General features: G+C 49.4%; 23 protein-coding genes. 12 read left to right on the top strand and 11 right to left on the bottom strand.

From position 1 onward, the window contains the following. Window positions 1-185: 185 nt before the first annotated feature. Both IJG50_01470 and IJG50_01465 read right to left on the bottom strand, forming a co-directional pair. Entirely contained in the window at window positions 186-1,163 is a 978-nt protein-coding gene (locus IJG50_01470) for a biotin--[acetyl-CoA-carboxylase] ligase (GenBank protein ID MBQ3378515.1), read from the bottom strand. A gap of 59 nt (window positions 1,164-1,222) precedes the next feature. Beyond that, window positions 1,223-2,260 (bottom strand): hypothetical protein, encoded by a 1,038-nt coding sequence (locus IJG50_01465; protein ID MBQ3378514.1) that lies wholly within the window; start codon window positions 2,258-2,260, stop codon window positions 1,223-1,225. Between the two features lie 279 nt (window positions 2,261-2,539). On the opposite strand from IJG50_01465, the gene IJG50_01460 reads away from it, so the two are divergent. The 3 genes from IJG50_01460 (at window position 2,540) to IJG50_01450 (ending at window position 5,310) form a co-directional block, all read left to right on the top strand. Continuing rightward, window positions 2,540-3,391 (top strand): YitT family protein, encoded by an 852-nt coding sequence (locus IJG50_01460; GenBank protein ID MBQ3378513.1) that lies wholly within the window; start codon window positions 2,540-2,542, stop codon window positions 3,389-3,391. A 68-nt stretch (window positions 3,392-3,459) separates the two neighbouring features. Then, window positions 3,460-4,437, top strand: coding sequence for a S8 family peptidase (locus tag IJG50_01455; protein ID MBQ3378512.1), 978 nt, complete (start codon window positions 3,460-3,462; stop codon window positions 4,435-4,437). Window positions 4,438-4,578: 141 nt separating this feature from the next. Next, window positions 4,579-5,310: a YebC/PmpR family DNA-binding transcriptional regulator gene (locus tag IJG50_01450; GenBank protein MBQ3378511.1), complete on the top strand. Its 732-nt coding sequence runs from the start codon at window positions 4,579-4,581 to the stop codon at window positions 5,308-5,310. Window positions 5,311-5,389: 79 nt separating this feature from the next. Here IJG50_01450 and IJG50_01445 read toward each other — a convergent pair whose 3' ends face one another. The 3 genes from IJG50_01445 to IJG50_01435 are packed head-to-tail and all read right to left on the bottom strand — an operon-like array spanning window position 5,390 to window position 9,112. Continuing rightward, complete coding sequence (locus IJG50_01445; GenBank protein ID MBQ3378510.1) at window positions 5,390-7,105, bottom strand: phospho-sugar mutase; 1,716 nt, start codon at window positions 7,103-7,105, stop codon at window positions 5,390-5,392. Between the two features lie 29 nt (window positions 7,106-7,134). After that, a complete protein-coding gene (locus tag IJG50_01440) occupies window positions 7,135-7,974 on the bottom strand; it encodes a DUF975 family protein (GenBank protein MBQ3378509.1) in 840 nt (279 codons plus the stop codon). Window positions 7,975-7,996: 22 nt separating this feature from the next. Further along, window positions 7,997-9,112 carry a polysaccharide deacetylase family protein gene (locus IJG50_01435; protein MBQ3378508.1) on the bottom strand — a complete coding sequence of 372 codons (1,116 nt, stop codon included), beginning with the start codon at window positions 9,110-9,112 and terminating at the stop codon, window positions 7,997-7,999. A gap of 198 nt (window positions 9,113-9,310) precedes the next feature. Here IJG50_01435 and IJG50_01430 point away from each other — a divergent pair, with 198 nt between their 5' ends. From IJG50_01430 to IJG50_01415, 4 genes are all read left to right on the top strand, one after another. Then, on the top strand, window positions 9,311-10,381 hold the full coding sequence (locus tag IJG50_01430; GenBank protein MBQ3378507.1) for a branched-chain amino acid aminotransferase: 1,071 nt from the start codon (window positions 9,311-9,313) through the stop codon (window positions 10,379-10,381). 333 nt (window positions 10,382-10,714) lie between these two features. Beyond that, a complete protein-coding gene (locus tag IJG50_01425) occupies window positions 10,715-10,945 on the top strand; it encodes a hypothetical protein (protein ID MBQ3378506.1) in 231 nt (76 codons plus the stop codon). A 123-nt stretch (window positions 10,946-11,068) separates the two neighbouring features. After that, the gene (locus tag IJG50_01420) at window positions 11,069-12,058 is read left to right on the top strand and encodes a thiamine pyrophosphate-dependent dehydrogenase E1 component subunit alpha (GenBank protein ID MBQ3378505.1); all 990 of its coding nucleotides are present in this window, start codon (window positions 11,069-11,071) and stop codon (window positions 12,056-12,058) included. Further along, window positions 12,058-13,032, top strand: a complete 975-nt coding sequence (locus tag IJG50_01415; GenBank protein MBQ3378504.1) for a hypothetical protein — start codon at window positions 12,058-12,060, stop codon at window positions 13,030-13,032. The genes IJG50_01420 and IJG50_01415 overlap by 1 nt, the downstream gene beginning before the upstream one ends. Window positions 13,033-13,198: 166 nt before the next feature. Here the strand turns inward: IJG50_01415 and IJG50_01410 are convergent, their stop codons facing one another. The 3 genes from IJG50_01410 to spoIID form a co-directional block, all read right to left on the bottom strand. Continuing rightward, a complete protein-coding gene (locus tag IJG50_01410; protein ID MBQ3378503.1) occupies window positions 13,199-13,981 on the bottom strand; it encodes a M23 family metallopeptidase in 783 nt (260 codons plus the stop codon). 53 nt (window positions 13,982-14,034) lie between these two features. Next, window positions 14,035-14,526 carry an energy coupling factor transporter S component ThiW gene (thiW, locus tag IJG50_01405; GenBank protein MBQ3378502.1) on the bottom strand — a complete coding sequence of 164 codons (492 nt, stop codon included), beginning with the start codon at window positions 14,524-14,526 and terminating at the stop codon, window positions 14,035-14,037. 144 nt (window positions 14,527-14,670) lie between these two features. Then, window positions 14,671-15,651: a stage II sporulation protein D gene (spoIID, locus tag IJG50_01400; protein ID MBQ3378501.1), complete on the bottom strand. Its 981-nt coding sequence runs from the start codon at window positions 15,649-15,651 to the stop codon at window positions 14,671-14,673. Between the two features lie 119 nt (window positions 15,652-15,770). Here spoIID and IJG50_01395 point away from each other — a divergent pair, with 119 nt between their 5' ends. From IJG50_01395 to IJG50_01385, 3 genes are read left to right on the top strand one after another with little or no spacing between them, the layout of a single operon-like run. Next, on the top strand, window positions 15,771-17,153 hold the full coding sequence (locus IJG50_01395) for a citrate synthase (GenBank protein ID MBQ3378500.1): 1,383 nt from the start codon (window positions 15,771-15,773) through the stop codon (window positions 17,151-17,153). Between the two features lie 38 nt (window positions 17,154-17,191). Next, window positions 17,192-17,965 carry a hypothetical protein gene (locus IJG50_01390; protein MBQ3378499.1) on the top strand — a complete coding sequence of 258 codons (774 nt, stop codon included), beginning with the start codon at window positions 17,192-17,194 and terminating at the stop codon, window positions 17,963-17,965. A gap of 1 nt (window position 17,966) precedes the next feature. Next, window positions 17,967-18,404 (top strand): metallopeptidase family protein, encoded by a 438-nt coding sequence (locus IJG50_01385; GenBank protein ID MBQ3378498.1) that lies wholly within the window; start codon window positions 17,967-17,969, stop codon window positions 18,402-18,404. Window positions 18,405-18,430: 26 nt separating this feature from the next. Here the strand turns inward: IJG50_01385 and dhaS are convergent, their stop codons facing one another. Continuing rightward, window positions 18,431-18,976 (bottom strand): dihydroxyacetone kinase transcriptional activator DhaS, encoded by a 546-nt coding sequence (gene dhaS, locus IJG50_01380; protein ID MBQ3378497.1) that lies wholly within the window; start codon window positions 18,974-18,976, stop codon window positions 18,431-18,433. A gap of 257 nt (window positions 18,977-19,233) precedes the next feature. On the opposite strand from dhaS, the gene IJG50_01375 reads away from it, so the two are divergent. Then, on the top strand, window positions 19,234-20,688 hold the full coding sequence (locus IJG50_01375; GenBank protein ID MBQ3378496.1) for a 4-hydroxyphenylacetate 3-hydroxylase family protein: 1,455 nt from the start codon (window positions 19,234-19,236) through the stop codon (window positions 20,686-20,688). A gap of 60 nt (window positions 20,689-20,748) precedes the next feature. On the opposite strand, the gene IJG50_01370 is transcribed toward IJG50_01375, so the two are convergent. Next, window positions 20,749-21,282 carry an NUDIX hydrolase gene (locus tag IJG50_01370; protein MBQ3378495.1) on the bottom strand — a complete coding sequence of 178 codons (534 nt, stop codon included), beginning with the start codon at window positions 21,280-21,282 and terminating at the stop codon, window positions 20,749-20,751. 63 nt (window positions 21,283-21,345) lie between these two features. Between IJG50_01370 and IJG50_01365 the strand changes: the two genes are divergently transcribed. Next, entirely contained in the window at window positions 21,346-22,254 is a 909-nt protein-coding gene (locus tag IJG50_01365; GenBank protein MBQ3378494.1) for a hypothetical protein, read from the top strand. Window positions 22,255-22,346: 92 nt separating this feature from the next. On the opposite strand, the gene IJG50_01360 is transcribed toward IJG50_01365, so the two are convergent. After that, window positions 22,347-23,054: a hypothetical protein gene (locus tag IJG50_01360; protein MBQ3378493.1), complete on the bottom strand. Its 708-nt coding sequence runs from the start codon at window positions 23,052-23,054 to the stop codon at window positions 22,347-22,349. Between the last annotated feature and the right edge of the window lies 1 nt (window position 23,055).

Here is a 23,055-nt window from a genome sequence, read left to right as displayed (position 1 = left end):
GTTGACGGAAATGCGCGCTAGATGCTAAACTGGTCATGGAAATTCATCTCTTTCACGGTTGATTTGGTGTGGTAACTTCATCATACCATGTTCGAGTTGAATTTCCATTCTCTTTTGTCACATATCATTTGTACCATAACAGTCTCGGAGCTCTTGACAGTACTTTTCTCAATAGATCGCGCGCGTCAGTCGCTTATAAATCCTTTAAGTATATGCACCTCGCCTGAGTAAAGCGTCTCCTTTTCTCCCTCGGGAAATCGTACTACAAGATTTCCGCTGTCGTTTATATCTACAGCCGTCGCAATATATGTACGTCCGGCGCGTTCGAATGAAATGCGCTTTCCCATCATCATGGAGCAGCTTCTGTACTCATTTATAAGCTCGCCCGAAGGCACGCTTTGCAGATCTAAAAATTCCTTTATTACACAAGCGGCAAGCTCGGCGCGCGTCGCGTTCTTAAGCTCTATCGAGCCTGCGACAGACCGCACGTCGTATGGGAACTGCTCCTCCTTTGTAGTGCAGTTTATTCCTATACCGGTTACCAGATAATCTACTCCTTGGCTCTCAAAATCCATTGCGGCTTCTGTAAGTATGCCGCATACCTTCTTATTTTTGTAATATACGTCGTTTACCCACTTTATCTCGCTTTCTATGCCGACAGTGTTAAACAGCGCGCGCCTTACCGCTACGGCGGCGCGTATAGTTGCAAGCTGCGCGTCATTAAAACTGCCCTTCGGCCTTAATAATATGCTCATATAAAGTCCCGTATTCGGCGGAGAATAAAAGCTCCTTCCCTGACGGCCGCGTCCCGCTGTCTGCGTCTGCGCTATCAGCACGCTCTCTGACGGCGCGCCCGAGGCGGCCATCTCCTTTAAGCGCGTATTTGTCGAATCTACGCTTTTTAACACATTAAGGCTTATATCCTTATATTTATCCGGAAGAAAACTTCTCACATTCTGTGATGAAAGCTCGTCCGCACCGCCCTTTAAAACATATCCGCGCTTTGTTGCCGCTTCTATTTCAAAGCCCTCGCTCCTCAGCGCTTTTACGGCCTTCCAAACGGCGGCGCGTGATAAGCCCAAAATATCGGCTATCTGCTGGCCGGACATTTCGCGGTCTGTATTCTTTTTTAAAATATCGAGCACGTCATGTTTTGTTGACATAATATATCCTCCGGTAAAAGAGCTTCTAAAAAGATCATACCTCAACGCGAAACCCTGAGTCAAGTGCCCCATTCGGCAGTCATAACTATGTCCCATGCTCCCGCGTCGTTTCTTGAAAGCACAAATGTCGAGCCCCATTCCCATTCATGCGACGCGGCTGCTATTTCAAAATCGCCGTCGCCGTCGAGGTCGAAAATACCCACGGGAAGTATGCGAAAATGCTCGGTCACATCTGAAAGCGGCTCTCCCGTGCGAAGGTATACTGTCTCGTATTCCTCATTGTCGTCGCAAAAAAGAATAAGGCCGAAGGGCGCTTCGTCCCTTGAGGCGTCGAGCTTTAAAAAGCCCTCGGCGTCAACGGCGGTGTTTGCAAATATTACGCTTTCCGTTCTTTGGTCGGAGTCAAAATCACCCGATACAGTTAATATATCGGCCTCGCCGTAGCTTATGCCCGCATATGAAAGCGTTCTTTCGATTTCTCTCTCATCGCGGCGGGAGTATCCGTTATCCCACGACAGCGCGTCGGGCAGGCGCGCGTCTTCGTAATTGGTCGCAAGCGCAGGATAATACGACAGATCGTCGATATCCTTGTATATGTTTACATAAAACCCATACTCCGGCGCATATGTCGCGGCAAGTTCCCCCGTAAGCTCGCACGGCAGCGAAAGCACGGCAAACGGACCGTCCTGCATCGTTCTTGACGCATACGGTGCAAACGACGCGCTCATATCCTCGCCGAAGCCGCCCGGTCCCTCGCCCGTATACACGGCGGCTTCGTTTGCTTTTCCGCAGGCGCGGTCTCGGTCAAAATAAATATATCCATGCGAAAACAATTCCTTTAAGGTGTATTTATGATAACGCCGCTCATCGTCGTATGCTCTTTCGGTATCGACCGCACTTACAAACACGCCGTTTTCAAGGCTTCCCACAAGATTTCCGCCGATAAAATAATATGAAGCGCCGCTCTGCGGCGAAACGCCGCTTTTTGGCGAAGCGTCCTCTTCGGCTTTCGTATCGCCGTCCTTTGCGGCGCATCCGAACAGTGCGCACGCCATAACGGCCGTCAGCAAAACGGCCAGTATTCTTTTTTGCATCATATCGTTCTCCTTTTTCCCTGCCGCAAAATGCGCGGCGCGCTGTGCATAACATTATGGTTTATTTTACATCAGGCTTGCGTACAAATCAAATCGAGGGAGTTTGCTTTTAAAAGAAAAACATTTGATTTTTCTCTAAACCGCCGACAAGAGCTTAAAAAACCTTTAAGGCAAAGCTCCGCGCTCTTTAGAAACTTGCTTTGATCAAAACTCCGTTTTATACCGCCGCTTCGCTTATATATTCTCTCCTTATGCACAAAAATAAATACGGAGGTGGGACCATTGAAAAAAACAGTTCTTCGCCATGTTAAAAACTATACTCTCATATTTTTGGGCGGCGCATCATTCGCGCTTGCCTTCAATATATTCCTGCGTCCCGCGCACGTCGTTCCCGGCGGCCTTACCGGCGTGGCCGCGCTTATGAATTATCTTTGGGATCTTCCGGCAGGCGGTCTCGTACTGCTTATGAACGTGCCGCTCTATATTGCCGCAGCAAAAAAGATGGGCGTTTATTTTACGCTGAGAACATTTGCCGCTACTCTTGTTATGTCGTTTTTCATTGATTTTCTCGACTTTCTTCCCGCCGTTACCGATGAGCGCGCGCTCTGTGCCGTTTACGGCGGCGCGGCTGCCGGCACAGGAATGTCGCTCATATTCTACGGAGGCGCAACGAGCGGCGGCAGCGACCTTGCCGCGCGCCTCATAAACCGACGCTCGGGCATATCCATGGGCAGGCTTATATTTATTATTGACAGCATAGTCGTACTTCTGTCAATACCCGTATACGGCGATATCAACGCCGCGCTTTTCGCCGCGATAGAGATATTTATCGAAACCAAGGTCATTGACGCGCTCCTTACGGGCTTTGACATGTCAAAAGCGGCGTATATCATCACAAAAAAGCCAACTCAAATGTCTTTAAACATAATAAATGAGCTTCACCGCAGCGCTACCGCCATAAACGCGGTCGGAATGTATTCGGGCGAAGAGTACAGTGTACTCATGGTCGTGGTAAAAACACGCGAGACGCCGCGTCTTAAAGAAATAATCAAAAATGCCGACCCATCTTCTTTCGCCGTAATAATAAGCGCGGGAGAAGTGTTTGGCGAAGGATTCAAGCGATACGGATCATAAAACCCGGTGTCGGTTTTTCTGGCGCGAACATATTATACAAAAGACTTATCAACTTAACGGAGCGTCTTATGTGCTTTAAACTTACCGACTTCGGCGTGGTCAAAATATCGACAAACGGCAAAAAAGAAGTGATAGACTACGGCGTGCAGATGGTGGGCGCGCCGCTCGAATGGGAGGAAACGCAGGGCGGCGCGGGCATACGCGTGGGCGTGATAGATACGGGCGCCGAATCTGACCACGAGGACCTTTTGGGCGCAGTCGCTGAAAACCGCGATTTTACAAGCGCATGCGAAGCGCTCCCCGCCGACCCAAACGGCCACGGCACACACGTCGCGGGCATAATAGCGGCAAGGCAGAACGGCGTAGGCGTGGTAGGAGTAGCTCCCCTGTGCTCGCTTTACGTCGCGCGCGCGTTTGAGGCGGACGGCAGCGCAAAAATAGAAAATGTGGAGCGCGCGCTGGAATGGCTCATCTCCCTGGATGTTCACGTTATCAACATGTCCTTCTGTGCCTCGCGCACAACAAAACGTTTCGCCGCGCTTATACGTATGGCGTATGAGCGCGGCATTTGCATCGTATCTGCGGCCGGCAACGACGGCGAGGGAGCAAATATGATGGGCTATCCCGCGCGCTTTGAGGAATGCGTTGCCGTAACGGCAGTCGATATCAAAAAGCGGCGGGCGCCGTTCTCCACAGCCGGCAAAAAGGCCGAGGTCTGCGCCGCCGGCACCGATATATATTCCTGCTACAAGGGCAACGCATACGCAACGCTTTCCGGCACATCTATGGCTACGCCTGTTATTACCGGCTCAATAGCGCTGCTTCAGGCAAAAGCGCGTGTCCGCTACGGGCGCAGGCTCACGCCTTCGGAGATAAGGCTGCTTTTACATATGTATGCCGAAAACCTGGGAGACATCGGGCGTGACGAAAGCTACGGATACGGTCTTTTTACATTCGACAGGCTGTATTACGACACGGTAAAAAAAGCGTATGTAACTGCATCTTCGCGCATAAGCGCACGCAGGCCCGTATGCAGTTTATTCTAATACGCTGCGCCTGCACGCGCCGACTGCCGTGAAAATGTCAGAAAATACACGTTCTCTCGCATCAGGACTCTTTTTCACTTGAAAATAAACATGTTTCTATGTTAAAATGACTTTATGAATAAAATTAAGGTGGGAAAATGAATGTCTGGACACTCCAAATGGAAAAATATAATGCATAAAAAGGGCAAAACGGACGCCCAGCGAGCAAAGGTTTTTACTAAGATATCAAAAGAAATGATAATAGTAATACGAGACGGCGGCGCAGATCCCGCCTCCAACTCCAAGCTCAGAGACCTTATCGCCAAGGCAAAGCAGAACAACGTGCCTAACGACAATATAGAGCGTCTCTTAAAGCGCGCGCAGGAGGGCAAGGATTCCAACAATTACGAATCGATGACATATGAGGGCTACGGCAAAAGCGGCGTCGGCATAATCGTGGAAACGCTTACAGACAATAAAAACCGTACTGCAGGCGAAATGCGCCACTATTTTGACAAATTCGGCGCAGGACTTGCCGCTCCCGGAGCGGTGTCGTGGCAGTTCGATAAACGCGGCGTCATCGTTGTATCGGCCGATGCAGGCAGCGAAGACGACGTTATGATGGCGGCGCTCGATGCGGGCGCGCTCGACTTTTCGACAGAGGATGGATCCTATGAGATACTCACGGCTCCCGAAGATTTCGACGCGGTGAGAGCAGGCCTTTCCGATGCGGGCTTCGCTACGGAATATGCCGAGATAGAGATGGTGCCCCAGAATTACATCACCGTCGAAAGCGAAGACGACATAGAATCAATGCGAAAGCTCCTTGAGATGCTCGACGACAACGACGATGTACAGAACGTTTATCACAACATGGAAAACGAGCCGGAATAAGATGATGCTTTTAAGGCGGGCGCAAAAAAGCGTCCGCCTTATTTAAATGCAGAAAACATATTAAAATGGATCTCAAAGCCTACTTTATTATCTCACGGGCGTAAGCCTTGAACCGCTCTATCTTCGCCTCGCACTCATCCGTGTCCTTTCCGTTTACGAGGAAATATATTTTTACCTTAGGCTCAGTACCGGACGGGCGCATAATAAACCGCGAGTCGTCGGAGAGCTCATAGTAAAGCACATCGGACTTGGGAAGCTTAAGGCGCGTCTCTTCTCCCGTTGCCATATCGCGGCGAATGCCCTTTTTATAATCGCGCACCGCAAAGACCCTGTATCCGCCGATACTCTCGGGCGTGTTTTTCCTTATACGCGCCATGACCTCGCCCATCTGGGCAGGCGTAACGAATGCAGGATCTGTCACGTTTATTATCCCTTCCAGAGAACAGCCGTATTCGTCATATATTTTATCGAGCGCGTCCCAAAGCGTCATGCCGCGCATCTTGTAATGCGCCGCCGCTTCGCACACGAGCATAGCAGATACAACGGCGTCCTTGTCGCGGCAGTATGTGCCCTTTAAATAGCCGTAGCTTTCCTCATAGCCGAATATATATTCGTATTCTTTCGTATTATCGAACTGGAGTATCTTTTCGCCGATAAACTTAAAGCCCGTAAGCACCTCAAAAAGCTTAACTCCGTTTTTTTCGGCAATGCGTCTAAACAGCTCGGAGCTTACTATCGTTTTTATCGCCGCAGGATGCGCAGGCATTTTGCCCTGTCTTTTTAATCCCTTAATAACATAATCCAAAAGCAGCACGCCCACCTGATTTCCGTTCAAATGGCAATACTCTCCCCCGCGCGGCGCAAGCACGCCTATCCTGTCCGAATCGGGGTCCGTGCCTATCACGATATCGGCGTGTGCGCTTTCGGCAAGCCTCTGCGCCAGTTCAAAGCTCTCCGGATTTTCGGGGTTCGGCGATTTTACCGTGGGAAAATCGCCGTCCGGCATAAACTGAGCCTCGACCGGAATGATATTCTTTACTCCTATACGCCCGAGCACCTCGGGCACGAGCTTATACCCCGCGCCGTGAAACGGCGTATATACTACTTTGAGCTCGGCTTTTTCAACATCTGTAATATCCACGGCCTCCGAAAGAACGCACTTAAGATACGCCTCGTCTGTTTCACGACCCAAAAGCTCTATTATCCCTTTGCCGAGAGCCGTATCAAAATCGACAGCTCTGACATCCGAAAAAATGTCTGTCGCTTCCATTATGTCCGATACTTTTTTCGAATTTTCAAGCGACATCTGTGCGCCGTCTTCCCAGTAAGCCTTATATCCGTTGTACTCCTTCGGATTATGGCTTGCAGTTATATTTATACCTGCTATCGCGTTTTTGTATCTCACTGCGAACGAAAGCTCCGGCGTTGGGCGGAGCGACTCGAAAATATAAGTCTTTACGCCGTTTGCCGCAAGTACGCAGGCGGCATGACGCGCAAATTCTTCCGAGTGTCTGCGGCTGTCGTAAGCTATGCACACGCCGCGCGCCATGGCCTCGCTGCCGTTTGACATTATAAGCCTTGCCATTGCCTGCGTTGCGTGACCTACGGTATATATATTCATGCGCGAAGTGCCGGCTCCCATTATGCCTCGAAGTCCCGCCGTGCCAAACTGAAGACTGCGCCCGAATCTCTGACTTATCTCCCCGTCGTCTTTTGCCATCATACGCAGCTCTTTAAGGATCGCCTCGTCTTTTACGGATGCAAGCCACGTATTATATTTTTTCATATGATCCATAGTCCCTCTCCTTTCAGACCAAAAATGCTTTACCAGTCGTTTTTGTCGTCCGCATCTTCAGATTCCGAATACTTGTCGCCCCGGTCGCCGTCTCTGTCATAGCGGTCCGTTTCGTCATATCCCCTGTTTTCATTCTGTCCGCCGCCGAACGACTGACCTTCGGCGTTCGGCGTTCCTATATCGATGCGCGCGCTCTGCTCCAAAATAAGCGCATTGTAGAAGTTCATGAACGTCGTCTCCATATACGGTAAGAGCCACAAAAGCAGTATACCGAAGGTGAACGGCGCGAGAAGCATCCAGCCTATAAAGCTGAGCTGCAGCACGAAAAGGCGCCATTTGTTGCCCTTCATCATGACTTTGGAGCGTTCAATGGCTTCCACTATTCCTATATCAGGGTTTTCCGCCATGATATAAAACGCCATCGAGTATCTGTACGCCGCAATTATGCCGGGGATTATAAATAAAAGCGTCCATAAAAACGTTTTAATAAATACCAAAAGGAAAAGTCCCGCTATCTTTAAAAACCTGCTTATCGGAGTGAACATATCGCCCACGCGCGCCTCCTGCCCGCGTGAAATGCGCATGAACACGACCATCACGCCGATAACTATGGGCGATATCACTATGTCCATAATTATAGTGAGGATGTAATATCCGCTCATAACGGCGGGGTCCGGCTCAAACTCTATCCCGTTAAGCATATAGTATGTGTAGAGGTCAAGCTCTTCCTTAAACGGCATCTGCACTATCCAGCTCAAAATGAGGATTATAGCAGTGAATAATACCGTGACCCCTATCGCAAGGCCCCAGCGCCCTTTCAGCGAGGCCTTCGCGTTCCTTTTCATCTCAGCTCTCGTTACCTTCATCATAAAAGCACCTCCTGTACTTATTCTACGGTCTTGATGTGAGCTTTATTGTTATAAATGCGGCGTCCTTCTCCGCAACAAATCCCGATATGCCCGAAATAAGGCTTTCATCCTTTAAAAGTACGGATGTGCGCGCCGTACCCTTTAGCCTGTCCGTTACCGACGACAGGCTTAAGCCCGCAGTCACGCGGGCACGCCAGATCTTAAAGCCCGCATCGTTTAAAGCTGCGGCGGCGTCTGCAGAAAGCGCATCATACTGCGCCGCAGAAAGATACACGGAGTTTACACAGGCCTTATAAATAAGCGCCATGACCTCGGCCGTATCCTCCGCTTTCGCCGCAAGCGCCGAAGCGTCTGACACATCCTCGCCCGAAAGGTCTATTCCTAGCTCGTTTCCCGAAGCAAGTATGCGCGCCGCGCTTTCGGGATCGCTTTTAAGATACTCCTCCGAAAGGAAGAACGTGGCGCGCGCGCCTGCGGCGTCGAGCGCGTCCAGTATCACGGGTAGGCTTTCATGCTGCGGCGAAGCGAACATAAGATAAACGTCCGGCGTCTCGTCTTCCTTCGGCTCGTCCTCGACCGCAGGGGGAGGACTTTGCGCCGCGGACGTATCCGTCTGCGTCTGCGGCAGGGCTTCCGGCTCCTTGGGAAGGAGCTCGGCCTTATATTTTTCCGTAAACTCACGGTCGCTCAAAGCTGCTGCGCGAAGGGATATCCTCACCGTATTTATTGATGAAAGAAAGCTGTATCTTAAGCCGAACACTTCGCACATCACGCGCGCCGGCACCATAAAGGTCGAATTCTCATAGTAACACGTAACATAATATACTTCGTAGTTTTCATCCGTGGCTATATTCTGGATCATATTGAACGTCAGCGAATGACGCCCTCCCGATACCGAAAGAGTCTTCGATACGCCGTCGTAGCTGTATGAAAGCGCAAAATTGCCCGTAAAGACCTCTATCGGCACATAGCACACGTTGCCCGCAAAAACGGGGCGTATGCCCCTGGGCGGATCGACGAGCGAATCATTTATTCCCAGCGAAATATCCATGACCGCAAACGCGCCGCCCGAAGACAGGGCGCATGAAAGCGCGAAAACCGCAAGCGCAAACAGCGCGATGTGGCGTTTCTTATTCATTGTTCACCGTCTCATCTCTTAACTTATTATGTATTTATACTTTTAAATTATCTCATATTTTTTTTAAAACTTCAACTTTCGACGAAAAAATAGCGCGTTTTGTTGCATTTTTTTAAACGTTGGTATAAAATAAAAAATAGAATTTTTAAGCTTATATATGCTGAAAATATATATTAAAAGCAGGACGGAGGAATTTTTATGTCACTTGATATCAGGATCGAAAAAACGAAGGCTCCCAAGCCGAAGCCGGACCCGCATTCTCTCGGATTCGGAAGATTATTCTCGGACCACATGTTTCTTATGAATTATTCTTCCAAGGAAGGCTGGCACGATGCACGTATCGTTCCCTACGGTCCCCTTTCTTTAGATCCTTCCTCTATGGTATTCCACTATGCTCAGGAAGTATTCGAAGGTATGAAGACGTATAAAACGAAGGACGGCAAGGTGCTTCTTTTCAGACCGGACAAAAACATCTCTCGTATGAACCGTTCGCTCGACCGCTTATGTATGCCCGCAGTGCCCGAGGACGATTTCCTGCAGGCGCTTTTGGAGCTCATAAAGGTGGAAAAGGATTGGATCCCCGAAGGCGACGAGACCTCGCTTTACATCAGGCCCTTTATGATCGCCACCGACCCGTTCATCGGCGTTAAGCCCTCAGACACATATCTGTTCGCAATAATCCTTTCACCTGTCGGCGCATATTATCCGGAAGGCATAAATCCCGTTAAGATATACATAGAGACGGAGTATGTGCGCGCCGTTCGCGGCGGTCTGGGCTTTACAAAGGCGGGCGCGAATTACGCCGCTTCGATAAAGTCGCAGGTAAAAGCGCACGATCTTGGCTATACTCAGGTACTGTGGCTCGACGGCGTTGAGCGCAAGTACATCGACGAGGTAGGCACGATGAACGTATTCTTCAAGATAGACGGCAAGGTAGTTACCCCCTTCCTTGAGGGCAGCGTGCTTCCGGGCGTTACGAGAGATTCCGTTATAAACGTGCTGCGCGACAAGGGCTATACCGTTGAGGAGCGCAGAGTAAGCGTACAGGAGCTTACGGAGGCTCATAAGAACGGCAAGCTCGAAGAGGCGTTCGGCACCGGCACGGCTGCCGTTATCTCCCCCGTCGGCGAGATAAATTACGAGGGCAATAAGATGGTTATAAACGATTTCAAGATAGGTCCCGTAGCTCAGATGCTCTACAATGAAATAACCGGCATTCAGACGGGCAAAATAGCCGACCGCTTTAATTGGACTGTCGAGGTAAAATAATTAGTAATACTTTAGTATTAAAAAAACGCGCTTTTGCGCGTTTTTTTAATGCGAACTTATATTTTTTACGTTTTATACTCATTTTTTCTTATGCGGATAGTATGCTATAATAAAAAACAAGCGAAGCCTGCCCAATATGCGCGCAGTCACTGTATTTTTTGCCCAAAAAGCAAGCCCGCCTCCGAAATGTCCGCATGGATTTTTGAGTTTTTATAAGCTTTTTTAAATAGTTTTAAAAAATAAATATCATACTTATTTCCTATTGGAAAGAACGGAACGATAATGTATCATTAAGGTATAATATTGTGTTATGAGAAGGAGGTGCAATCGACAATGACTCAGGTAATCGTTCCCACGCTGGGACAGACCAATCTCGACGTTACCATCGAGAAGTGGTTCAAGAACGTAGGCGATGCTGTTAAGGAGGGCGAGCCCTTATATGAGCTTTCTTCCGAGAAGCTGACCCAGGAGATCGAGGCTCCCGTATCCGGTACGCTCACCAAGATCTACAAGCAGGTTGGTGAAACCGCTGCTAACGGAGATCTTCTTGCTGAAATCGAATAATTTCAGCGGCTAAACGGCTAGCCGTCAGCGTACTGATAAAAAGCGCAAAAGGCGCACGCCTTTTGCGCAGCTTATGCCGTTAAATAACAATAATCAAAAATTAAGATGGAGGTGCAAGAGTAAATGAGCTTTACTAATGAGCAATACATCGAAATTTACGAGTATTTAAGATACGCGAGAGCTTTCGGTGAGAGAATAATTTACTACATCAAGGCCGGTAAAATAGCCGGTGCTATCCACTCCCCCTATGGCCAGGAAGGCGTACAGGCAGGTCTTATCATGGCTGCTAAGTACACTCCTCACAAGACCGCAGCAGTTGGTACTCACAGAGACCAGCCCGCTAACTCCAAGAGAATGGGTCTTCAGAACTTCATCAACGAGATGCTCTGCAAGCAGACCGGTCCCTGCAAGGGCCTCGCAGGCGAGTATCACGTAATGAAGCTCGACGTTGGCTTCCTTCCCGCACAGGGTATCCTCGGCGGCGCATGGCCGTGGGCAGTTGGTTATGCTTGGGCAAGAAGAGCACAGGGCAATCCTGAAGTTGTTATCGCTATCTACGGTGACGGCGCTACTTCCGAGGGCGTAACCTACGAGGCTATGAACGTGGCTGCTATCTACAAGCTCCCCGTTGTATTCTTTATCGAGAACAACGGCTTTGCTATGCAGAGCTCCGCTGAAAAAGAGTATCCGGTTGAAGACCTTGCGCTCCGCGCACAGGGCTGCGGCATGAGAGGCGTTACCGTTGACGGTATCGACCCCGTTGCAGTTGCAGAAGCTCTTATTGAGGCTATTGACCTCGCAGCTAAGGGCCAGCCGAACGTACTCGAAGTTAAGTGCACCAGATTCGAAGGTCACTTCGTCGGCGACCCGCAGGGTTACAGAGATCCCAAGTATAGAGAGAAGCTTGCTGATCTTGATCCGGTTGCAAGATACGAGAAGGTTATCAAGGAAATGGGTATCATAGACGACGCAGGTCTTCAGAAGATAGCTAAAGAGCAGGACGACATTATGGTTGCCGCTTTCGAGGAAGGCTTCAAGCAGCCCGATCCTACGAGAGAGCAGGCTCTTGCCTTCTCTGCTGTTTGGTCGAATAAAGCAGGAGGTGCAATCTAATGGCTACTATTCCGTTAATTAGAGCTATAAACGCTGGTTTAACCAAGTCGTTTGATGCAGATGAGAAGGTTATCCTTCTTGGTCTTGCTGCTTCCGCAGGCAGTGCATACGGTTACTTCGTAGGCTTCGACAAGAAGTACGGTAAGGACAGAGTCCTTGACATGCCTCTTGCTGAGACCATGTACACCACTTTCGCAATCGGCGCTGCAATGGCAGGCTTCAGACCCATCGTTGAGTTCATGTTCGGTGACTTCGCAACCTACGGTTACGAGGGTATCGCTAACATCGCTGCAAAGCAGAGATACAACACCGGCGGTCAGTTCTCCTGCCCCGTTACTTACCTTCTCCCGATAGGTAAAGGTAAGAGCGGCTGCACGCATACCCAGAACAACGAGGCTTGGTTCGCAAACGTTCCCGGTCTTAAGGTATGCGCTCCGACTTATCCCGCAGAGGTTCAGGCTTATCTGCAGGCTTCAGTTCGCGACGACGACCCGGTATGCTTCTACTTCGATAAGAGCCAGTTAGGTCTTATGGGCGAAGTACCGGACGATCTTCCGGTTCCGACTCTTGAGCAGGGTACTCTCAAGATGAAGGAAGGTAAGGACATCACCCTTATCGGTTATCATTCCGCACTCGTAAACGCTACCGCAGCTGTTGAAGAGTTCGAGAAGGAGACCGGCCTCTCCGTTGAGATCCTCAACACCGTAATGCTCGTTCCGTTCGATACGGCTCCGATATTCGAGTCCGTAAAGAAGACCGGTAAGGTTCTTCTCGTAACGGAAGCTCCTGAGAGAAACTCCATGATGCAGTGCCTCTCCGCTCTTATCGCAGAGAACTGCCTCGAGTCCTTAAAGAAGCCCGTAAAGCGTGTCGGCGCTCACAACGCTCCGTCCGCATTCGGCGACACCGGCCCGAAGTATCTCTATCCCTTCAAGGAAGACTACCTCGCAGCTTTAAAGGAACTTGCAAAATAATCAACTCTGATATTATAAAAGACGCAAGGGCAATAGCCTTTGCGTCTTTTTCTTTTAATGAAGATAATAAATCAAAAAGCTCATCTATGCCAATATCACATAACGCCGCTTTATTGATCCCGCTTTTCTTCGCCTCACCCGCCTTGCCGCACGCGGCAGACTCATTTTATTCAAGCGGCGCAAACAGTGATTCCGGGTCTATCCGTTTATTGTCCTTAGTGACCTCCAAATGCACATGCGGCTCTTCTGCCGCCTCTGCCGCAGCGCTCGTTCCCGCCGCGCCAAGCGTATCTCCGGCTTTTACACGCGCCCCTTCTTTTACACCGACCTCGGGCGCAAGGCCGCAGTAGTATGACACAAGCCCGCCCTCATGCGAAACGCTTATGCATTTGCCCCACATTTCGTCGCTGTAAACGCTCTTTACCGTGCCGTCGGCTATTGCCCTCACCGCCTCGCCGGGAGAAGCCTTATAATCTGCGCCCGTGTGTACGCGCCAGTCATCAAAAGTGTTTGAATACACCAGTTCATCTTTAGAATACCCCCATATCAGCGCGCCCGCAACGGGACGCGAATACTGATTTGCCGTAATGATCCCAAAAGTCGGTATGCTCTCCTTGTCAGCGTTCTCCGCTCGATCATTTTCATCCGAACGCGCTCTTATTTCGGCCCCGGGTTTTTCATCATCGTGTTTTAACGCGGCTTCGTTTTCTCTTGAAGCTTCATTCAGCCCGACTGCTTCTTCGGCTTTAGGCAAGCCGGGCAGACTGCCCTCTGCGTCAAGCGTCACTTCCGAAGGATCGGGCAGCGCCTCTTTGGAACGCTCGTTTTGCTGCAATACAAGCGCCGTTATGCATACTGCCGCCACCAAAACGAGCAAAACAGCGTAAAATCCCGCCTGATGCAGTCCATACTTCCTTGAGGATCCGTCATTATCTCTGTTATCGTTCATATAAAAACACCTCCCACGGTATCATTTACCGTGGGAGGCGCATTTATTCATCATCAGCTTTTAAGCTTCTTCATAAGCCCCGTCTTTTCCAGAGCAAGAATTATTATAGTTGCGATTATCGATCCGCCTATCGTGCTTACAAGGAAGGGTACAACAAATCCTAAAAGCGCAGCCTCACGTCCCATAAGAAGCGTAGCCACGGGATATGCGAGGATCGCGCCCAAAATTCCCGTGCCGACGACCTCGCCCACGAAGGCAAAGCCCAGCTTTTTCCCGTATTTATACATAAGTCCCGCACAAAGCGCGCCGACCATGCTGCCCGGAAACGCCAAAAGTGTGCCCGTGCCTGTGGCAACGCGTATAAGAGAAGTTATAAACGCCATTCCCACAGCATATCCGGGGCCTAAGATAACTGCTGCCAGCACGTTTATCATATGCTGCACGGGAAGGCAGCGCGCCGCGCCGATAGGTATCGAAAACGGAGCGCAGACTACGCCCACCGCAATAAGTATGCCCGACATCGCAAGCTTTCTCGTCTTGGACATGATATATACCTCCGAGTAATATTGTTTTTCTTATTTAACAAAAAAAGTCATACGAAAGTTCACACCCGCGGTGGTGTGCCCCATTCATATGACTTATACATATGATACCACATGTTTTTAAAAAGTCAAGCAAAAATCAAAAATTTACTCCCATTGCGATATTTGCGTATCTGTATAATAATGCGCAAGTATCGCGCGGTAGTCGTATCCGTCCTTTGCAAGCGCGTTCGCGCCGTACTGGCTCATGCCTACGCCGTGTCCCGAACCATACACCTCAAAGCATACATTCTCGCCCACCGTCACGATAAAGTTCGCGCTTTTAAGCGAAAACAAGGCGCGCACCTCGTTGCCTCTGAGCGTTACGCCGCCTATACTTACCGAAAGCACACTGCCGCCCTCGCTCCTTACAACATGGTTCACCCATTCGGACGCGTCGTCCCCGAAAACGGCCTCAGGATAAGCCTCGCAAAACTGTGCCTTAAATTCATCGGCACTCAGAACTACTCTCGTTATTTGCCCTTCGGCGGCCTCGCCCAGCGGCGACTCCACGCTTTTAAGATAAGGCAGGTCGCCGCCCCAGACGTCGCGTGAGTTTTCCGTGCGCCCATATGACGCGCTGTGGAAAACGGCGTTTACCGGCTTAGCGTCATATGTAAGTATCTCTTTGTCGGTGTTCTCCACAGCGTCGCATATTTTTTCATAATACTTCTCCTCCCACTCTCCTCCCCACTTTCCCCGTGCGTCCGAAAGCGTCATATAAGCCTTGCAATGGGCGGGATCGGTGCATACGTCGGCTCCGTTGTGCGAGGGGAATATTCCCGGCTGCGCCCTGTTTTCAATATATTTATTATAAGTATAGCTGCGCGCGGCTACAGCCTGCGCCATAAGCGCATCATCCTCAAATGAAGCAGGCATCTCCGCCATAACGACGCCCGTTAAATAATCCCTTAAGCTTATATCCTCGAGCTCGCCGGTATCCGTGTGCATAAGACTTATAATTATTCTTTCATCACCCGAAATATTCTCCGCCCGAGAGGGAGCGTCTTGCGTAATTCTGCACAAAATCGGCGGTAAAAGAAGTAACACCATCCAAATAAACGTAATAAACAGCAAAATTCTTTTCATATTTTCTCCTTCCGATTCTCTGTTGTGCTTGACGCTTTATATTTATTCAGTTAAAATATTTTTATATATATTTTTTTATGTACTCATCCGGAGGTGAAAATATGCCAGTTGAGAACTATATGATTAACCAGGCGTATCTTGATAAGCTTTATAAGAAATTTACGGACTATACTACTATAGATCCAAGCGCTTTTGACAACACCAATATAAAACGCGGCCTCAGAAACGCCGACGGCACGGGCGTCATGGCCGGCGTTACGGTTATCGGTAACGTACACGGTTATCTTATAAATGAGGGCGACAGAATGCCCATTGACGGCGAGCTCTATTATCGTGGTATAAATATAAAGGATATGGTAGAAGGCTACGACGGTCCCAAGAACCGCCGTTTTGAGGAAGTGGCTCATCTTCTGCTTTTGGGCAGCCTGCCAAACGCCGAAGAGTTTGAAATATTCGGCAGCATGCTCACAAAGCTTCGCGATCTGCCCAAGGGTTTTACCGAGGACATGATAATAAAAGCGCCCAGCTCGGACATAATGAATAAGATGGCGAGAAGCGTACTTGCAATGTATTCCTACGATCCCGACCCGTCCAATCTATCGGTAGAGAACGTACTTAGGCAGTGCATAGAGCTTACGGCAAGGCTGCCAATAATCGCGGCGCATGCCTTTCACGTTAAACGCCACTTCTATGACAGAAAGAGTCTTTATATACATTTGCCCAAGGCGAAATACGGAACGGCCGGCAACTTCTTAAACGCCGTTCGCCCGGACAAAAAGTTCACCGAAAGCGAAGAGAGCATACTCGATCTCGCGCTCGTTCTGCACGCAGAGCACGGCGGCGGTAACAACTCCACTTTTACCACGCGAGTACTTACCAGCGCAGGCACCGACACATATTCCGCGATATCGGCCGCAATAGGTTCGCTTCGCGGCTATCGTCACGGCGGAGCCAATATAAAGGTCCATAATATGTTTGAAACGATGAAACAGGACGTGCATGACGTGCGCGACGACGATGAGGTCTCTGATTATCTTGAGCGTATACTCAGAAAAGAAGTCGGCGACAAAAGCGGCCTTATCTACGGCATGGGACATGCGATATATACGAAAAGCGATCCCAGAGCAGTGCTTTTAAAGAAGGCCGCGCGCGAGCTCGCATTGGAAAAAGGCATGCTTGACGAATTCGAGCTTCTCGACAGGGTCGAGCGACTTGCTCCGGCAATACTCAATAAAAAGATGGGCGCGCACAGGGTCGTATGCGCAAATGTCGATATGTATTCGGGCTTTGTTTACCGTATGCTCAACATACCTATGGAGCTCTATACTCCGCTTTTCGCAATTGCGAGAATAGCCGGCTGGTCGGCGCACAGAGTTGAGGAGCTTTTGTCGGGTACTAAGATAATCCGTCCGGCGTACAAAAATATTGCAAAAACACGCGTTTATATGCCTATGAGCGAAAGGACCGATTACGAAAGCCCTTCGGTAACGGCACAAAATTAAAGAAGCTTTAATAATACTAAAGAAGGACGATGATATAATTGCAGGTCATACTTACGGTCATATTTTCCGCGGCGGCGCTCGTGCTCTCTATTTTGAGGCTAAATATCGCCATGGAGCCCGACGGTCTGTTTATAAAGGGGCATCCTCTCACTTATGCGCTTTCGGCAGTACTTTTGCTGTTTTTTGTGCTTTCTATACTTTTGAACTTAAAAAAGGATAAATTCGGCGCATTCGATATAAAAAAACAGTCTTCTGTATATAAATACGGCAAAGCAATGTCGTTTATTATGCTCGCGTCCTGTATTATCTCAGCCGTAGGCTATATAGCGGCGGGAATGGGACAAAGATTTGAAATGCGCATTGCGGTAATGGTGCTTTTGTCGGCCGTAATGGCGTTTACATTTTTGCCTCTCGCCGTGTTTTTCGGCTCGGGCAAATATAAAACGTCGCTGATACCCGCAGCGCTCGTACCCGTATTCATAACTGCAGTTATGCTCATAGTAAATTACATTTCGGTAACTCAGATGGCTACTCCCGCGCAGTATGGATACCTTATAATCGCCCAACTTTCAAACGTGCTTTGCTTCTATTATCTGGCGAAGTTTTTAAGCGGCGCGTCGTGCGCGCGCGGAGCGATCGTTTCATCATCCTTTGCGGCGGTTGCCAATTGCGCTGCCTACATCGCTCCTCTTTTATATGCCGTTTTTAACGGTCAATTTACTGCGGCAAGCCTTCAGGGGATCTTAGGCGCAGCTGAATGCTTCTATGCGATAGCTGTACTTCTGTTTGTAAAACGAGAGAGCGTGAAATAATATGGACAGAGATGTTTTTGAGCGCCTTTTGGACGAGGTCGCCTGCGAGTTGCCCGAGGAATTTTACGCCGATCTGAACGGCGGCATAATAATATCCGACGAGGCTCCGTATCACAGCCAAAGCGTTGCCGACGATCTTTATATCATGGGAGAATACAGGCGCAGCGAGATGGGGCGGCAGATAGTAATATTTTACGGCTCGTTTGAAAAGCTTTATCCCAATATTTCCGAGCAGCGTCTTAAAAAAGAATTGCGCCAGGTGCTCCGCCATGAGTTTCGCCATCATCTTGAAGGACTTGCGGGACAGCGCGATCTGGAAGTAGAAGACGAAGAAGAGATAGCCGACTATCTTTGGCGGCACGAGCTGCGAAAGCGCAGACGCAAAAGCGGCGCGCGCCGGCTTGACGACTTTCAAATAGGACGAAACAGAAATAAATAATAAAAGCTGCCTGTTTTTGGCAGCTTTTATTCGTTCTTTATAAATGAGGGAAATGTAAGATCTCGTATCGTATCGATAAATTCCTCCGGCGGCTCTTTCATGCCGTTTTTAGCCCACTTTGAGATAACGCCCACTATGGCAAACGTATAATAATCGCTTATTATATCATGCTGTGCCTTTGTTATGGAGCCGCGCTCAAGCGGGCCGGAAAACAGCACCGCTACCAGCTCATGAAGATACTGCGTCAGATATTCTGGAAACGAATTCTGCCCCGGCGTGTTAAGCGCGTTTATATAAAAACGCCTGTTGTCCTGCATATAATGACACAGCTTTATAAGGCCGTCGGCCCACGAGTCCTTATCCGTAAGTATGCCTATATATTGTATTGTTTCCGTATAATATATCCAGTTTACAAGGTCGTATTTATCCCTGAAGTGATAATAGAAGGTCTGGCGGTTTACGCCGCATTGCTGAGCTATATCCCCGACGGATATCTTTGAAAGCGGCTTATGCGCCATAAGCTCCTTGATCGCTTCGGCAAGCACGCGCTTTGTTATCTGAGAATCCGCCACAGCACTCACCTCCCCTGTTTATTTATCTTCATTTTATAATAGCATTTTGTTTTTTTCAAGTGCTATATTGCGCGGGATATTTTTGCTCTCGCAGCAAGGGGAGTTTTTTCAAAAGCGCTGCTTTTGAAACGTTTATCTTGCTTAAAAGCAAGATGAAATTTTAGAACCGAGGTTCCAAAGAATATCTTAAAACTTAAAGTTGACGCTTACTAAAATTGGGCTTAAAATATAAATAACAAACAACTTTCAGGGAGGATATTCTTATGATGACGCGCAGCGAATACATAGAAAGCTTAAGAAAGCTCAATCTCAACGTATATATGTTCGGCGAAAAGGTGACCTCACCCGTTGATAACCCCGTAATAAGGCCTTCATTGAATTCTGTAGCAATGTCTTACGAGCTTGCGCAGGATCCCGAATACCGCGATCTTATGACTGCTGTATCGAATCTCACGGGCGAAACGATAAACCGCTTTACGCATATCCACCAAAGCACTGAGGATCTTATCAAAAAAGTTAAAATGCAGCGTCTTATGGGACAAAAGACGGCCTCCTGCTTCCAGCGATGCGTAGGGCTTGACGCAGCCAACGCCATATATTCGACCACATATGAGATCGACCGCGCTAAGGGTACAAATTACTTTGAACGTTTTAAAAAATTCTGGACGCGCGTTCAGCGCGAGGACCTCGTTGTAGACGGCGCTATGACCGACCCTAAGGGCGACCGCTCGCTCGCACCCTCCAAGCAGTCGGACCCCGATCTCTTTTTGCACGTCGTTGAAAGACGTCCCGACGGCATAGTCGTTCGCGGCGCGAAGTTCCATCAGACGGGCATTATAAACTCGCATGAAGTAATAGTTATGCCCACTATGTCAATGAAGGAGGCCGACCGCGATTACGCCGTAGCGTTTGCCGTACCGACCGATACTAAAGGCATAACGCTCATATACGGCCGCCAGTCGTGCGACACGAGAAAGCTTGAAGAGGGTGCAGACATAGACCTGGGTAATAAAAACTTCGGAGGCCATGAGGCCATGACGATATTCGATAACGTATTCGTACCGAACGAGCGCATATTTATGGACGGCGAATACGAGTTTTCCGGCGTTATGGTAGAGCGCTTTGCAGGCTACCACCGCCAAAGCTACGGCGGCTGCAAAGTCGGCGTCGGCGACGTGCTTATTGGCGCTGCGGCGCTGGCGGCGGACTACAACGGCGCGGCAAAGGCCTCGCACATAAAGGATAAGCTTATCGAGATGGTACATCTTAACGAAACGCTTTATTCATCGGGCATAGCCTGCTCATGCGAGGGCAAGAAGACGGCGTCGGGAAATTTCCTTATCGACCTTCTTCTTGCAAATGTATGCAAACAGAATGTTACGCGCTTCCCCTATGAGATAACGCGCCTTGCCGAGGATATCGCAGGCGGCATGATGGTAACGCTGCCAAGCGAGCGCGACTATAAGAACCCCGCAACGCGCAAATATATCGAGAAATATTACAAGGGCAGCGACATATGCTCCACTGAGGACAGAATGCGCGTGATGCGCCTTATCGAGAACATGACGCTCGGAGCTGCCGCCGTCGGATACCGCACGGAATCCATGCACGGCGCGGGCAGCCCGCAGGCTCAGCGCGTAATGATAGCGCGCCAAGGCAACATCGAGGCGAAAAAGGAGCTTGCAAAGAAGATCGCCGGAATAGAAAAATAGATTTGATACGATTTAAAAACAGCCGGACGGCGCTTCCCGTCCGGCTGTTTGATTTTCGGCTCATTTATTCATAAGAGCATATTTTAAGACGGCAACACACGTCTTAGCGTCGCGTATCTCTCCGCTCATCACTTTATCTGTAAGATCGCCTATATCCATAAATACGGACTCCACAAATTCGTCCTCGTCCGGCTTACCGTCGCATACCGATAGCTTTTTGGCAAGATAAATATACACCGGCTCATACTGCGCTCCGGGCGCCGGGTACATGACGCCTAGCTTCGTTATCTCGCCGCAGGAGCGGTTTATCTCTTCGCGCATTTCACGCAGCACGGCTTCATCGGGCGTCTCTCCCGGGTCTATCTTGCCCGCCGGTATCTCTATAAGGTGCTGCTTATACGGATAACGGAACTGGCGAACAAGTATCGCCTTGCCGTCGTCCGTCACGGGAAGAACCGCTACGGCGCCGGAATGCTCTGTCACCTCGCGCGCTGCGCGTCTTCCGTTCGGAAGTTCCACCTCATCTACCTTCACGGTCAGTATCTTTCCTTTGAACACAATTTTTGAGGAAATCGTTTTTTCGGTAAAATCCATATTTATCACTCCTATTTGCCTAACTTAACGAATAAACATATATATACTATATCACAAAAAGGAGTGAATGTTACGCAAATCAGCTCAAAATATCCCACGGACAGCGCGCTTACGTATCATTATTTGGAACGACTGAAAAAAGCGTATCCCTTTCTTTCATGCGAGAGCATCGGAAAGAGCGTTCTCGGGCGCGATATCCCTGTTGTAAGGCTGGGATACGGCCCGCGCCGCGTTTTTATATGCGCGGCGCATCATGCGCTCGAATGGATGACATCGCTTATAGCTCTGCGCTTCATTGCCGACTATTGCGCCGTAAAGACGCGCGGCGGCAGACTAGGCAAAAAAAGCGTGAGCGAGGCCTTTGCAAATACGTCGGCTTACATTGCGCCGCTTTTAAATCCCGACGGGGTCGATATCGTGATAAACGGAACGCGCTCGGCGCTTTCGCTTAAAGAAAGCGTTGAAGACATGCTCTGCGGCCGAACGGCCGCCGCGATCTGGCAGGCCAATGCACACGGCGTTGACTTAAATCACAATTACAACGCAGATTTTGACGAAGGCAAGCGCTTAGAGAGCGAATACGGCATAGAAGGACCCGGTCCCACGCGATTCGGCGGACAGTATTATGAAAGCGAACCCGAAACGCGCGCCGTCTGCCGCTTTCTTCGCGCAAGACGTTGTGAGCTTCTCGTCTCTCTTCATGCGCAGGGGCGTGAGATCTACTCTCCCTTTAAGTCCGAGGAGTCGGACGAATGGCTTCGCGAGTTTTCGCGCCTTTCGGGATACCCCGCCGCGAAAGCATCGGGCATCGCCGCATACCGCGGCCTTTGCGATTGGTTCGTGCGCGAGTTTTCACGTCCGGCCTTTACGATAGAGGCGGGATTCGGGAAAAACCCGCTGCCTCTTCGCGACTTCGACGGTATTTATGCGGAAGTCTTTCCTTTGCTCGCGGCTGCGGTCTGCGGAATATAGCGATGTGAAAAATATCGGTACCTCGCTTCTAAAAATGACGCCGACCGCAATAAAAGCATTGCGGTCGGCACTTTTTTATTGAATATGGTCCTCTATACGTAGAATTCCTCCAGATCATCAAGGCGCACACAGCCCAGGCGGCCGCCCTTGTCCTTATACATGGCGCCGCAGTCCACGTTTATAAAGCTGTCGGTCTTTATTATTCGTCCGACATATTTTTTGCCGAATTCAAACGTCGGCGTATGACCGAATACAAGTATTTTATCGTCGAAAAGCTTTTCTCCCGGCTCATGACTGGACAAAAGATAGTCGAACAGCTTATAATCGCTCAGATCGCGTGTTTTATCAAAATTTGAAAGACCGCTGTGCGTTACAATAAAGCTTCTGTTTTTTACATTAAGCTCCTCATACAGCGTAAACTCCTCCAAGTATTCCCGCACGCTTTCCCGGTCTTCGGGCGAAAGATCAAGGTATTGTTCAAAGACCGTGCGTCCGCCCGACTTTACAAATTCGGCCAGCGCGTTCATAGTATATTCGTCAAGTCCCTTAAAAAAGCTGTCCTTTCCCGCGTCGGGTGAGATCTTCGCTATACATTCGCCGAAGCGAAATTCCTTATACCCCATAAGCGGGAAAACATTTGTGCGCGTCATCAAATCAAAGAGAAGCGCTATAGGCTCCTCGTCTCCGCCGATAACGTCGCCCGTCAAAAACACCATGTCGGTACTCTTCAGATCTATTTTTTGTATCAGCCTCTTCCAATCGTTCAGACAACCGTTTAAATCTCCGGCAACGTATATCATA

The sequence above is a fragment of the Clostridia bacterium genome (assembly GCA_017405765.1).
Taxonomy (GTDB): domain Bacteria; phylum Bacillota; class Clostridia; order Oscillospirales; family RGIG577; genus RGIG577.
This window is presented reverse-complemented; position numbering and strand designations above follow the sequence as displayed.